Source organism: Nocardioides alkalitolerans DSM 16699 (genome assembly GCF_000426525.1).
GTDB classification, from domain to species: domain Bacteria; phylum Actinomycetota; class Actinomycetes; order Propionibacteriales; family Nocardioidaceae; genus Nocardioides; species Nocardioides alkalitolerans.
The window spans coordinates 356910-370321 of record NZ_AUFN01000011.1; the positions used below are offsets into that span (position 1 = coordinate 356910).

The following is a 13412-nucleotide window of genomic DNA, read 5'->3' on the forward strand; positions in this document are numbered from 1 at the left end:
GCCATGAGCGCACGCCCCGGAGAGATGACGATCGACGAGCTGGCCGCGCGGGTCGGGATGACCGTGCGGAACGTCCGCGCGTACGCCACCCGCGGCCTGATGGCCGCGCCGCGCCTCATCGGCCGCAAGGGCTACTACAACGAGGACCACGCCGCCCGCCTCGCGCTCGTGCGCGACCTGCTCGACCGGGGCTACACCCTCAACGCGGTCGAGAAGGCCCTGGCCGAGAACCCGCACGTGCCCGAGACCCACGCGCTCGACCTGCTGACCCTGCTCACCCGGCCCGTCGGCGGCCCCGTCGAGCCGGAGGAGGTCACGGTCGACGCGCTCGCCGACCTGGCCGGCATCGCGCACGACGAGTCGTTCGTGGGTGCGCTCGAGCAGCGGGGCCTGCTGCAGCGGCTCGACCCGGACACCGTGCGGATGCTCCGACCGGCGCTCGTGCGCGCCGGTGCCCAGGGCATGCGGATGGGGCTGGGGAAGGACACGGTGGTCGGGCTCTTCGACCAGTCCCACACGCACCTCGGCCAGATGGCGGCCGACTACGTGGAGGCGTTCCGGCACGACGTGTGGCAGCGCTTCCTCGCCGAGGGCATGCCCGAGGAGAAGTGGCCCGACCTCGTCAGCAGCATCGAGGCGCTGCTGCCGATCGTGAGCCAGGCCGTGCTGGCGTCGTTCCGCTACGAGCTCGCCCAGGTGATCGAGCGGGTGCTGGCGGAGGAGCTGGGCGCGCTCACCGGCGAGCAGGCCGAGGCGCTCTTCGGGAGCGGCGACTCCCCGCTCGGCGGGTTCTCGGGCTGAGCCTCAGGCCACCGGTACGACGAGGGCGGTGGCGAGCGCCGCGACGCCCTCGCCGCGGCCCGTGAGCCCCAGCCCGTCGGTCGTGGTGGCCGACAGCGTCACGGGTGCCCCCACGGCCGCGCTCAGGACCTGCTCCGCCTCGGACCGGCGCCCGCCGATCCGGGGACGGTTGCCGATCACCTGCACCGCGACGTTGCCGATCACGAACCCGGCGGCGGTCACGCGCCGTACGGTCTCGGTCAGCAGCGCGACCCCGGACGCCCCCGCCCACTCGGGCGCGGACGTGCCGAAGTTGCTGCCGAGGTCTCCGAGCCCCGAGGCCGACAGCAGGGCGTCGCACGCGGCGTGCGCGGCGACGTCGGCGTCGGAGTGGCCCTCGAGCCCCCGGGGCTCGTCGGGGAAGTGCAGGCCGGCGAGGTGCATCGGCACGCCGTCCGCGAAGCGGTGGACGTCGGTGCCCACCCCGACGCGGGGCAGGAGGGGCCTGGGGTCGGGGGACGGTACGGTCACGGGAGGATCATGCCGGACCCGGCCCGCGGAGCCCCGCGGAGCAGGTGGAGGGAGAATCGGCGCGTGAGCGAGGCACGGGGGCGCTGGGCCCTGGCGGGCGTGGTGGCCGCGCTGCTCGGCTTCGGGCTGAGCGAGCTGGCCGCGGGCGCCGTCACCCTGGAGGTCGGGCCCCTGCTGGGCCTGCGCGAGGCGATCATCACCGCCCTCCCGCCGGAGTACATCGTGCACAACGGCGTCGACCTCGTCGCGATCGCGACCGGACCGCTCCTCATCGTGCTCCTGGTGCTCGGCACCACCGCGCTGGCCGCCGCGACCGGCCTCGCCGCCTCCGACGGCTGGCGCACCCCGGCCGTCGTGACGGTCCTCGTGGCGGCGGTCGGGTTCCTGCTGGTCGTGGTGCGGCCCGCCACCACCCGGGTCGACTTCGTGCCCGTGGCGGCCGGGGCACTCGGCTTCGGCATCGGGCTGGCCGTGGTCGGGGGCGGGTGGTCGCTGCTGCGCCGCGGCCGCGGCGTCCCGGAGGAGAGGGGTGCGGGCGAGGCCGGCCGGACCGACACCGACGAGCCGGGCCTCCGGGGCAGCCGGCGGGCCTTCCTCGTCCGTTCCGCCGTCGTCGTCGTGGCTGCCGTCGCGACGACCGTCGTGGGCGAGGTGATCGGCCAGGGCCGCCGCGTCGTCGAACGGGGCCGCGACCTGCTGCGCCTCACGATGGTGACCCCGCCCCAGGTGCCCGCCGGCGCGCAGCTCGAGGTCGCCGGCCTCACTCCCTGGATGACCCCCAACGAGGACTTCTACCGCGTCGACTCCGCGCTCATCGTGCCGACGATCGACGCCGAGCAGTGGCAGCTGCGCATCCACGGCGAGGTGGAGCGGGAGGTGCTGCTCAGCTACACCCAGCTCATCGGCATGACGGTGCAGGAGGGGTGGCAGGCGCTGGTCTCGCTGCAGAACGAGCCGGGGGGCGACCTCGTGGGCAACGCCTGGTGGTCGGGGGTGCCGACCCGGGTGCTCCTGGGGATGGCCGGCGTGCTGCCCGGGGCCGACGCCGTCGTGCAGACGGGCCGCGACGGCTGGTCGTGCGTGACGTCGACGCAGGCGCTGGGCGACCCCCGCCGCGGCGGGCTCCTCGCCTTCGCGATGAACGGCGAGCCCCTGCCGCTCGAGCACGGCTACCCCGCGCGGACCATCGTGCCCGGCCTGTACGGCGCCGCGTCCGCCTGCAAGTGGGTGGTCGACTGGGAGGTCACGCGCCTCGACGTGGTGGCCGAGACCCGCGAGGAGGACCCGGCGCTGCTCACGCCCGTGCGTCCGTCCTCCCGGGTCGAGGTGCCGGCGTCGGACAGCGACCTGCCGCCCGGCGTGGTCCGCCTCGCGGGCACGGCCTGGGCGCCGCCGCAGGGCGTGAGCTCGGTGGAGGTGTCGGTCGACGGCGGTGCGTGGCGGCTGGCGATCCTGGGTGACGCGCGCGAGCACGACGCGTGGGTGCAGTGGCGCGCCGAGGTCGAGCTGGAGCCCGGTGAGCACGTCGTGCGCGCCCGGGCCCGCGACCGCGTCGGCAACCTGCAGGACGAGGGCGACCCCGAGGAGACCGAGGACCCGACCACGGGCCTCCACGAGGTGACGTTCACCGTCGTCGAGGCGTGAGCGGGCCCGGCCCCCGGGCCGGGGTCACCAGTTGCGGCGGGTCCCGCGCGGCGGCAGCGGGTGGGCGGCGTCACGGATGACGTAGACGAGCCCGCCCGACTTGGGCAGCCAGACGTTCTCGAACTGGGCGCGCTGGTAGACGCGGCGCACGCCCTCCCGGTTCGGCGACGCCGGGTCGTTGACGACCACGTCGCCCTCGGGCGTGAAGCCCGAGATGACGAGCAGGTGGCCGTTGGTGGCGCCGATGGGCGAGCCCGACAGCTGGCCCCGGGCGAACGAGATCGAGGCGATGAGCGGGATGCCGTACGCGATGAACTCCTCCGCCTCGCGCAGGCTCTTGAGCCGGGTCACGAAGGCGCTGGCGACGCGCTGGTTGGCGTAGGCCGTGTTGAACGACCAGTTGCCGCAGCCGCCGTACGTGGTGTCGTACGTCATCCGGGCCGCGTGGTCGACCCACGGGTCGACGTGGCCGGCGGGCACCCACGACCAGGCGCTCGAGGTGGGCAGCGCCCGGTAGTAGTGGAGGACCATCGAGACCGAGGTGGGGGAGCACCAGGCCTGGCCGCCGCCGCCGTACGACGGGTAGTGGCCCGAGTGCACCATCTGCGAGAACTGCGGCACGGGCAGCGTCTTCGCGATGCCCAGCGGCCGCGACGGCTGCACCGAGCCGGAGGGGAGGCGCGAGGTCATCGCGCCCACGGAGCGGACCGTCGGGCTGGCGGTGGTGGCGCCGACCTTGCGGTAGAGCGAGACCCGCAGCTGGAAGTCGCGCAGCCCCGTCGCGGAGCTGGAGCGCCACGTGTCGACCGCGACGTTCGCGAGGTCGTCGGTCTGGGCGCCGAACGACGTGCGGCGCACCTGGCTGTCGCCCGTGGCCCAGCGGGCCATCACGTCCCAGCTCGAGGTGCGGCCGGCGGCGTCCTTGCCGCGCACCTCGACCACGATGAAGCTGTCGCCGGGCGTGACCGCCGCCCACGACGGGATGAGCTCGGTGAAGGCGTAGCCCTCGCGGACCCACGGGGAGTACCAGGCACCGCCGGCGTACGTCTTGCCGTTGAGGGTGGTGCGCAGGCGGGCGTTGGCCGGCATCGCCAGCGCGCCCGTCGCGTCGACGACGACGCTGTCGAGCTGGCCGGTGCGCAGCAGGCGGGGCCCCTCCCAGGCGCGGTACATCACCTGGCGGGCGACCGCGGCGGAGGCCGGAGCGGCACCGCCGAGGGCACCGAGCGCCCCGAGGGCGACCGAGCCGGCGACGGCGGCGGCCGGGGCGCGCAGCAGGGTGCGGCGCTCGACGCCGGTGGTCGCGGGGTGGTCCGGGGTTCCGAGGGGCTCGCTCACCCGTCGAGCGTACGACGCCCCGCGGTCGCTGTCAGCGGATACGCACGAGGCGTGTGCGACCTCTGCGACGGGTGGGACGCGAGGGAGGGCGCGGCGCCGACGGTGAGCGCCGCCGCCGGCCCCCGGGCGCGACGAGTCGGCCGGAGGGCCTCGTGGCCCTAGAATCAGGCGGGTGACCCTGCGCCTCTACGACACCGCGACCCGCGAAGTGCGTGACTTCGTGCCCCTCGTCGAAGGTCGGGCCGGTCTGTACGTGTGTGGTCTGACGGTGCAGTCGGAGCCCCACGTGGGGCACGTGCGGTCCGGGGTCAACTTCGACGTGCTGCGGCGCTGGCTGACCGCGCGCGGCCTCGACGTGACGTTCATCCGCAACGTCACCGACATCGACGACAAGATCCTCGCCAAGGCCGCCGAGCGTGGGCGCCCGTGGTTCGCCCACGCCCAGGCGATGCACCGCGACCTCACGGCGTCGTACGCGGCGCTCAACGTCGCGCCGCCCACCTACGAGCCCGCGGCGACCGGCCACGTGCCCGAGATGCTCGAGTTGATCGGCGCGCTCGTCGAGCGCGGCCACGCCTACGCGGCCGCCGACGGCTCGGGCGACGTCTACTTCGACGTGCGCTCGTGGCCGTCGTACGGCGAGCTCACCCGCCAGTCGATCGACGACATGGAGGCCGCGGCCGACGCCGACCCGCGCGGCAAGCGGGACGCCCGCGACTTCGCCCTCTGGAAGGGCCACAAGCCGAGCGAGCCCGCGACCGCCTCCTGGCCGTCGCCGTGGGGTCGCGGTCGGCCCGGCTGGCACATCGAGTGCTCCGCCATGGCGGGCAAGTACCTCGGCGAGGCCTTCGACATCCACGGCGGCGGGTTCGACCTCCGCTTCCCCCACCACGAGAACGAGCAGGCCCAGTCGCGCGCGGCCGGGCACGCGTTCGCGTCGTACTGGCTGCACAACGCCTGGATCACGACCGCCGGCGAGAAGATGAGCAAGTCGCTCGGCAACACGCTGTCGATCCCGCGGATCCTCGAGCGCGTGCGGGGCATCGAGCTGCGCTACTACCTGGTGGCGGCCCACTACCGCAGCCACGTCGAGTTCTCGTTCGAGGCCCTCGACGAGGCCGCGGCCGGGTTCCGCCGGGTCGAGGGCTTCCTCGAGCGCGCCGGGGGCGACGCCACCGATGCGCCCGCAGGACTCCCGGGCCTCCCGGCCGCGTTCGTGGCCGCGATGGACGACGACCTCGCCACCCCGGCCGCGGTCGCCGTGCTCCACGACGCCGTGCGCGACGGCAACCGGTCGCTCGCCGACGGCGACACCGAGGCCGCACGCACCACGGCGGGCCAGGTGCGCGCCATGCTCGACGTGCTCGGGCTCGACCCGGCCGACCCGGCGTGGCCGTCCGCGGGCGGGAGCGCCGACGACGCCCTCGTGGCCGCGGTCGACGCCCTCGTCGCCGGGATGCTCGAGCAGCGTGCCGCCGCCCGGGCGGCCAAGGACTTCGCGACCGCCGACGCCATCCGCGACGGCATCAAGGCCGCAGGCATCGAGGTGACCGACACACCCAGCGGACCCGAGTGGTCCCTGGTCGACGGTGCACCCACCAACAGACGGGAAGACTGACGTGCCAGGCAACTCACAGCGCAAGGGCGCGATCCGCAAGAGCGGCAAGGGCAACCCCACCGCCGGCTCCGGAGGTCGCGTGCGCCGCGGTCTCGAGGGCAAGGGGCCCACGCCCAAGGCCAAGGACCGGCCCTACCACAAGACCTACAAGTCGGCGAAGGCCGCGGAGCGGTCCGCCGCCCGGGGCGGCGGCCGCAGCGGTCCGCCGCGTCGTACGTCGAAGAGCAGCGACGCGGAGTGGGTGGCCGGGCGCAACTCGGTGGCCGAGGTGCTGCGCTCCGGCATCCCGGTGACCGGCGTCTACGTCGCCGAGGGCACCGAGCGCGACGGCCGCATGCGCGAGGTGTTCGGGCTCGCCGCCGAGCAGGGTGCGCCGCTCCTCGAGGTCACCCGCAACGAGCTCGACCGCCTGACCCAGGGTGCCGTGCACCAGGGGCTGGCGGCGCGGCTGCCGTCGTACGAGTACGCGCACCCCGACGACCTGCTCGACCGGGCCGACGAGAAGGGCGAGCCCCCGCTCATCGTGGCCCTCGACTCGGTCACCGACCCGCGCAACCTGGGTGCGGTCATCCGCTCCGCGGCCGGTTTCGGTGCCCACGGCGTGCTGATCCCCGAGCGTCGTGCCGCCGGCATGACGGCGTCGGCCTGGAAGACGTCCGCCGGTGCCGCGGCCCGGATCCCCGTCGCGCAGACGGTGAACCTCAACCGCCAGCTGAAGGCCTACGCCGACGCCGGGCTGATGATCATCGGGCTCGCCGCCGACGGTGACATCGAGCTGCCCGACCTCCAGCTCGGCGACGGTCCGCTCGTCGTGGTGGTCGGCTCGGAGGGCAAGGGCCTCTCGCGCCTCGTCGCCGAGCACTGCGACCAGCTCGTGTCGATCCCGATGGCGAACGACCTCGAGTCGCTCAACGCCGGCGTCGCCGCCTCCGTGGCCCTGTACTCCGTCGCTCAGTCGCGGCGCGCCTGAGCGATGCCCGACCAGCAGACCCCGCAGGACCCGGCCGACAGCACCACCACCGGCACCACCACCGGGGATCGACCGGGGCGCGGCACCCGCCGCCGTGCCCGGGTGCTGACCGGCGTGGTCCTCGCCGTGGTCTGGCTGGGCGTCGGCGCCGCGGTGGCGCTCGCGCTCTTCCTGGGCAGCAGCCGGACCACCGTCGTCGCCGGCCACGACACCGTCGTGAGCCCGACCCTCGACGGGTACGCCGTGCTGCACCCGGGCGCCCTGCTGCCCGACGTGCGCGTCGACACCGGCGGCCGGATCGGTGTCGACCTCCAGCTCGGCAAGACCGAGGTCGCCTCGACGGAGGAGCTGGTGGAGCGCTACGCCTTCATCGCCTCCCAGCCCGACGCCCAGATCACCAAGGTCACCGACCTCGTCACCGACATGGCCGTCTCCGCGATCCTGCGCGGCCTCGTGGCCGGCGCGGTGCCCGTGGGCATCTACCTGCTGCTCGGCCGCGACCGTCGTCGCCAGCTGCTGCGCGCGTCGCTGGGGTGGCGCGGCGGGGTCGTCGTCGTGGTGGTGCTCGCGGTCGGCGTCGGCCTCGTCGTCCAGCCGTGGGCGGGCGAGGACGCGACGACCGACGAGGCCCAGGCCGAGGTGAGCCCGTGGCAGACGCTCGGCGAGTTCCTCGGCGACCAGGTCCCGCTCCCGGTGGAGGCGGCCGACGTCGAGATCCGGGCCGACGTGACGACCGCACAGACGCGGCGCCTCATCGAGAGCGCGGTCTCGACGTACGAGGCCTCCCAGGCGTTCTACGCCGACGCGGCCGAGCGGGCCGCCGACCTCGAGCTGCGCCAGCCCGAGGACGACGAGACCGTGGCCGTGATGGTCTCCGACCGCCACGACAACATCGGCATGGACCCGGTGGCCCGGGCGATCGGCGACACCGGTGGCGCGACCGTCGTGCTCGACGCGGGCGACGACACCTCGACCGGACAGCCGTGGGAGGCGTTCAGCCTCGACTCGCTCGACGACGCCTTCAACGACTACGACGAGCGCTTCGCCATCCTCGGCAACCACGACCAGGGCGACTTCGTCGGCGACTACCTCGCCGACAAGGGGTGGACCCGCGTGACCGACGGCGAGTCGATGGAGGGCCCCGGCGGCGGCGTGCTCATGGGCGTCGACGACCCGCGCTCCAGTGGCCTCGGCAACTGGCGCGACACCGTCGACCTCACCTTCGGGGAGGTCCGCGACCTGCTCACCGAGGCGGCCTGCGACGCCGAGGAGCGGGTCAACACCCTGCTCGTGCACGACGCCTCCCTGGGGCGTGACGCCCTCGCGCAGGGCTGCGTCGACCTGGTCATCGGCGGGCACATCCACGTGCGGTCCGACCCGACCCTCGTCGAGGGCGAGAACGGCGAGTTCGGCTACAGCTACACGAGCGGCACGACGGGCGGCGCGGCGTACGCGATCGCGGTCGGCAGCAAGCCCCGCCGTCCCGCCGAGACCACGCTCATCACCTACCGCGAGGGCCGGCCGGTCGGGATGCAGTGGGTCGTGCTCCAGACGAACGGTCGCTTCGACGTGGGCGAGTACGTCGAGCTCGACTACACGCCGTCGGAGGAGCCCGGCGACACGGGCGAGCTCGTGCCCGGTGACGACGACGAGACGCCGCTCGCGCCGGAGGACACGGAGGACTCGTCCTCCGACGAGGAGACCGTCCCGGCCGGCTGAGCTTCCGGGCTCGGCCGACCCGGCTGACCCGCCTGCGCGCTAGAAGTAGTCGCGCACGTGGGTCTGCCGGCCGCCGAACCAGGCGTCGAGCAGCGCGTCGTACGTCGTCGGTCCGCTCAGGTGACCGGCCATCCGCAGGTTCGCGGTGCCCTGCGCTCCGGCGTACAGGAGCGAGACGCCCGCGACGGTGAACCGCGGGAGGTCGCCCGACGCCGCGCCCGTGCGGGTGGCAGCGGCGGCGACGCCGTCGAGCGCGGTGAGGCGCCACGCGCCGTCGAGGAGGCCCACGGGATCGTCGGCCACCTCGAGCTCGACCGTCCCGGGGACGGGCAGGGCCCGGGGCGCCATCGCCGCCGGCAGGTCGAGGATCCGCAGCATGTACGGATGGTGGGCCGCCCGCTCCCACGCCAGGGACGGCAGCACGAGCCGGGTGACGTCGGGGTCGGACGTGTGCAGCCGGATGCGGCCGGCCACGCTCGAGAACGACCCGAGCACCCGCCACAGCGCGCGGGCCGCGTCCCCGGTGAGGGCGACGAGGTCGTGCACCTCGATGGCGCTGTCCAGGTCGTACCCGCTGCCGCGGTCCCAGCTCGCGAACCCGACCACCCGCGCCGTCCCGTCGGTGTCGGGCTCCTCGGCGAGGGTCACGGCGAAGACCTCGTCGAGCAGCTTCTCGGCGTCCGCGAAGAGCGGACCGCGGCGGGTGAGGGGGCCGTTCTGGGCGGAGGCCCACGTGTCGTACGTCGCGAGCACCGCCGGCACGTCCGCCGGGGTCGCACGACGGGTGCGGACGGTCGGGGAGGGACGCACGCCGGCCAGCGCGGTGGTCGGCACCTCGACGGTGTCGTAGGCGGCGACGACCTCGTAGCCGAAGCGCCGGTAGATGCCCGGCGCGGTCGGGTAGAGCGTCGAGAGCGCCGCTCCCGCCTCGGCGGACTCCACGAGGGAGGCGGCGAACAGCTCGTTCAGCAGGCCGCCGCCCCGGTGCTCGGCGGTGACGGCCACGCCGGCGTACCCGGTCGTCGGCACCGACGCGCCGCCGAACCAGGAGGTGTAGTCGTGGGTGCGGACCCGGGCGACCATCAGCGGTCCGTCGGGGTCGGCGGGATCGGGGAGCTCGTCGTCGAACGTGGCCCACATGGCGACGCCGGCGGGCCAGGCGTCGCCGACCGGCAGGGGCGGCGGCGTGCGGTCGCTCGGCCAGGCGCCGAAGGCCTCGGTGCCGAGCCGGCGTGAGGCGACGTGCACGCTCTCGGGGTCGTCGGGACCGAGCCGGCGGGTGTGGAGGGCCATGCCCGGCAACCTACGGGCTGGTGTCGACCGTCGTCTCCCGGGTTTCCCCTCCCACCGCCGCGTCGGCGGCGTCGGCCGGCACGAGCCCGTCGTCCAGCGGGGGCGCGACGGCCTCGTCGGGCCGTCCGAGGAGGATCCGGTCGATGTAGTCGTGGGCGGTCTCGAAGATGTCGACCTCGTGGCCGGCGAGCTCGGAGAGGTACCAGCGGTGCTCGAGGACCTCGTGGAAGAGCTCCGGCCCGTCGAGCTTGCCGCGGGCCTCCGCCGGCACCATCGCGACGAGGGGCTCGTAGACCGTCGTCAGCCAGCGGTGCGCGACGAGGCCGCGGTCGGCGCCGCCCAGGTCGTGGTGGGCGCTGAAGGCGGCGATGTCGTTGAGCATCCGCCGCGCCTGGGCGTCCTCGACGTCCAGGCCCGTGAGCGCGCGCAGCTCGCGGCAGTGGTGGCCGAGCTCGACGACGCGGGGCTGGATCTCGACGCGGTCGCCGTCGAAGTCGGTGACGATGTCGAGCTCCTCGACGTCGAACCCGAGGTCGTTGAGGCGCTGGATGCGCTGCTCGATGCGCCACATCTCGTCGGTGGTGAACTCCTCGCTGCCGGTGAGCTCGCCCCACAGCGCGCCGTACCGCTCCTCGATCATCGCGACCACCGCGTGCGTCCCGAAGTCCTCGTCGAGCGTGCCGGCGGCCTGCAGGTCGCACAGCTCGGCGAACACGTTCTGGCAGCCGACCTCCACGTCGTACTCGCGGAGGCGGTCGGAGAGCGGGCTGCGCCACTCCCCGGTCTCGGCGTCGACGAGGTACGCCGCGAACCCGCCCGCGTCGCGCCGGAAGAGCACGTTGGAGAGCGAGACGTCGCCCCAGTAGAAGTCCGCGAGGTGCAGCCGCACCAGCAGCACGACGAGGGCGTCGACGAGCGACGAGACGTGGTCGGCGCCGGCCCCGTGGGCGAAGAGGCTGCGGTAGGGGAGGGAGAACCTCAGGTGCTGGGTGAGGAGGGCCGCGGGCAGGGCCTCGCCGTCGGCGCCGACGCGGCCGGTGACCACGCCCTGCGCCACGACGGCGGGCAGGCCGGAGCGCTGGAGGTCGCGCAGCATCCCGTACTCCCGGAAGGCGATCGCCTCCTCGGTCTCCTTCACCGCGTACGTCGACCCGGCCGGCGCCCCGGGCCGGCCGCGGGTGTCGAGCCGCACGATGCGGACGACGTGGCGGGAGATGCCGCGCGGGAGCGGTACGACGACGTCGTCGCTCCAGTCGGCGAGCGGGAGCGACCAGGGCAGGCGGACCAGGGCCGGGTCGGGGCGGTTCGCCACGATGCGCAGTGCCACGGGTTCCTCCTGCCGTCCGTCGTCCGGTCGCGGGTGCTGCGACCCTACGACGGCGTGACCTCGGGGTCGAGGAAGGTGCCGCCCGGCCCGAGGTCGGCGGCGACGTCGGCGGGGTTGGCGAGGCGGCACGAGCGCAGGCTCAGGCAGCCGCACCCGATGCAGCCGTCCAGCTGGTCGCGCAACCGCTCGATGCGCTCGATCTGCTGGTCGAGACGGGCGCGCCAGGCCTGGCTCAGCCGGGTCCAGTCGGCCTTGGTGGGCGTGCGGCCCTCCGGCAGCGTGGCGAGGGCGGCGCCGATCTCCTCGAGGCTCAGCCCCACCTGCTGGGCGCTGCGGATGAACGCCAGGCGTCGCAGGGTCGGCTGCGGGTAGCGGCGCTGGTTGCCCGACGTACGCGCCGAGGAGACGAGCCCGAGGGTCTCGTAGTAGCGCAGCGTCGAGTGCGCGACGCCCGAGCGCTCGGCGACCTGGCCGATGGTCAGGAGGTGCACGCGCGCGAGCCTACGACCTCGAGGGGGCTGGAGGTCCAGGGTCGTCGTCCCGGGCCGTCTGCCGCCTGTGGTGCGGGTCGGACGCGCCCATGTCTAGGATTGCCGGGCCGCTCCCGCGGCAGGCCGCGTTAGCTCAGTTGGTAGAGCATTCGCCTTGTAAGCGAAAGGTCGAGAGTTCGAGGCTCTCACGCGGCTCCGGTTGTCGGTGGCGACACCTAGCGTCCGGCGTCATGGCGGAGTGTCGAGGATGCGGCGGTGCCCTCACCGGCCGGCACCAGAAGAGCTTCTGCAGCAACGGGTGCCAACGGCAGGCCGACCGTCGCCTGAGGACGGAGGCCTGGCTGGCGTCCGGTGTTGCCTTCATCGACACGAATCCGCGGCACTACGTGCGGCTCCACCTGATGGAGGAGCAGGCCGGCAGGTGCGCTCTGTGTCGCGGTGAGGCGACGTGGAACGGCCGTCCCCTCACCCTGGTGCTCGACCACGTCGACGGGGACGCGAACCACAACGCGCGTGGCAACCTGCGGCTCGTGTGCCCGAACTGCGACAGCCAGCTGCCCACCTACAAGGCCCGCAACCGCGGGCGCGGTCGTGCCTGGCGGCGCGAGCGGTACGCCCGGGGCGATTCCTACTGACGCAGCCCTCAGTCGGTCCCGGACGTCCCGGGACTCACTCCGGGCGCAGCTCGCCGTGCACGTCGGCGTGGGGCACGGACGGGATGGTGCCGAGGCGGCCCTTGGAGAAGTCCTCGAACGCCTGCTGCACCTCGGCGCGGGTGTTCATGACGAACGGGCCCATCCACGCGATCGGCTCCCGGATCGGCAGGCCGCCGAGCACGATCACCTCGAGCGCGCCGTGGCGGCCGTCCTGCTGGCGGTCGGCGCCGATCGTGACCGTCTCGCCGTGGCCGAGCACCGCGAGCTGGCCCGTGCGGACCTTCCGTCGGCCGCCCGAGACGTAGCCGTCGCCGCTCATCACGTAGACGAGCGCGTTGAAGTCGGTGCGCCACGGCATGACGAGCTCGGCGCCCGGAGACACGGTCGCGTGCACCATCGCCATCGGGGTGCGGGTGCTGCCGGGGCCCGTGATGCCGTCGACCTCGCCGGCGATGACGCGGATGAGTGCGCCGGCGTCGGCCGACGTGCCCAGCCCGACCTCGCTGGCCCGCAGGTCCTGGTAGTGCGGGGGCAGCCACTTGTCGGCCTTCGGCAGGTTCACCCAGAGCTGGATGCCGTGGAAGAGGCCCCCCTCGACCACGAGCCACTCCGGCGGGGCCTCGATGTGGAGCAGGCCCGAACCCGCGGTCATCCACTGGGTGTCGCCGTCGGTGATCGACCCGCCGCCGCCGTGGCTGTCGGCGTGGTCGAAGACGCCGTCCATGATGTAGGTGACGGTCTCGAAGCCGCGGTGCGGGTGCCACGAGGTGCCCTTCGGCTCGCCCGGCGCGTACTCCACCTCGCCCATCTGGTCCATGTGGATGAAGGGGTCGAGCGCCCGGGCGTCGACGCCGGCGAACGCGCGCCGGACGGGGAACCCCTCGCCCTCGTAGCCCTGCGGGGCGGTGGTGACGGTGACGACCGCGCGGTCCTCCGCGCCGGGCAGCGCCGCGACGGTGCGGGGGAGGACGGTCCAGTCGGGGACGTTCACTGCGGGCACGGGGAGCTCCTCGGGTCGATGGCCCAATGTAGTTGACGAGTGAAC

12 protein-coding genes and 1 tRNA gene are annotated in these 13412 nt (G+C 74.2%); 7 read left to right on the forward strand and 6 right to left on the reverse strand.

Annotated features, from left to right (window positions below):
- Window positions 1-3 precede the first annotated feature (3 nt).
- A complete protein-coding gene (locus tag K329_RS25580) occupies window positions 4-801 on the forward strand; it encodes a MerR family transcriptional regulator (protein ID WP_084541117.1) in 798 nt (265 codons plus the stop codon).
- 3 nt (window positions 802-804) lie between these two features.
- Here K329_RS25580 and ispF read toward each other — a convergent pair whose 3' ends face one another.
- Entirely contained in the window at window positions 805-1311 is a 507-nt protein-coding gene (gene ispF, locus K329_RS0108380; protein WP_084541118.1) for a 2-C-methyl-D-erythritol 2,4-cyclodiphosphate synthase, read from the reverse strand.
- A gap of 63 nt (window positions 1312-1374) precedes the next feature.
- Between ispF and K329_RS25585 the strand changes: the two genes are divergently transcribed.
- On the forward strand, window positions 1375-2955 hold the full coding sequence (locus tag K329_RS25585) for a molybdopterin-dependent oxidoreductase (RefSeq protein WP_052336563.1): 1581 nt from the start codon (window positions 1375-1377) through the stop codon (window positions 2953-2955).
- A 24-nt stretch (window positions 2956-2979) separates the two neighbouring features.
- Here the strand turns inward: K329_RS25585 and K329_RS25590 are convergent, their stop codons facing one another.
- Complete coding sequence (locus K329_RS25590; RefSeq protein WP_052336564.1) at window positions 2980-4293, reverse strand: C39 family peptidase; 1314 nt, start codon at window positions 4291-4293, stop codon at window positions 2980-2982.
- A gap of 172 nt (window positions 4294-4465) precedes the next feature.
- Between K329_RS25590 and cysS the strand changes: the two genes are divergently transcribed.
- The 3 genes from cysS to K329_RS25595 are packed head-to-tail and all read left to right on the forward strand — an operon-like array spanning window position 4466 to window position 8600.
- Window positions 4466-5911 (forward strand): cysteine--tRNA ligase, encoded by a 1446-nt coding sequence (gene cysS / locus K329_RS0108395; protein ID WP_028472681.1) that lies wholly within the window; start codon window positions 4466-4468, stop codon window positions 5909-5911.
- A gap of 1 nt (window position 5912) precedes the next feature.
- On the forward strand, window positions 5913-6881 hold the full coding sequence (gene rlmB, locus K329_RS0108400) for a 23S rRNA (guanosine(2251)-2'-O)-methyltransferase RlmB (RefSeq protein ID WP_028472682.1): 969 nt from the start codon (window positions 5913-5915) through the stop codon (window positions 6879-6881).
- 3 nt (window positions 6882-6884) lie between these two features.
- Entirely contained in the window at window positions 6885-8600 is a 1716-nt protein-coding gene (locus tag K329_RS25595) for a metallophosphoesterase (protein ID WP_211225778.1), read from the forward strand.
- 39 nt (window positions 8601-8639) lie between these two features.
- On the opposite strand, the gene K329_RS29470 is transcribed toward K329_RS25595, so the two are convergent.
- The 3 genes from K329_RS29470 to soxR are packed head-to-tail and all read right to left on the reverse strand — an operon-like array spanning window position 8640 to window position 11711.
- A complete protein-coding gene (locus tag K329_RS29470; RefSeq protein ID WP_052336565.1) occupies window positions 8640-9893 on the reverse strand; it encodes a GNAT family N-acetyltransferase in 1254 nt (417 codons plus the stop codon).
- Window positions 9894-9903: 10 nt separating this feature from the next.
- Window positions 9904-11220, reverse strand: a complete 1317-nt coding sequence (locus tag K329_RS25605) for a DUF4032 domain-containing protein (RefSeq protein WP_084541119.1) — start codon at window positions 11218-11220, stop codon at window positions 9904-9906.
- A gap of 44 nt (window positions 11221-11264) precedes the next feature.
- Entirely contained in the window at window positions 11265-11711 is a 447-nt protein-coding gene (soxR, locus tag K329_RS25610) for a redox-sensitive transcriptional activator SoxR (RefSeq protein ID WP_043642565.1), read from the reverse strand.
- Window positions 11712-11833: 122 nt separating this feature from the next.
- Here soxR and K329_RS0108425 point away from each other — a divergent pair.
- Window positions 11834-11906: transfer RNA gene (locus tag K329_RS0108425), tRNA-Thr, on the forward strand.
- Between the two features lie 35 nt (window positions 11907-11941).
- Entirely contained in the window at window positions 11942-12346 is a 405-nt protein-coding gene (locus K329_RS25615; RefSeq protein WP_043642566.1) for a hypothetical protein, read from the forward strand.
- A gap of 34 nt (window positions 12347-12380) precedes the next feature.
- Here K329_RS25615 and K329_RS0108435 read toward each other — a convergent pair whose 3' ends face one another.
- Window positions 12381-13367, reverse strand: coding sequence for a pirin family protein (locus K329_RS0108435; protein WP_028472684.1), 987 nt, complete (start codon window positions 13365-13367; stop codon window positions 12381-12383).
- Window positions 13368-13412 lie beyond the last annotated feature (45 nt).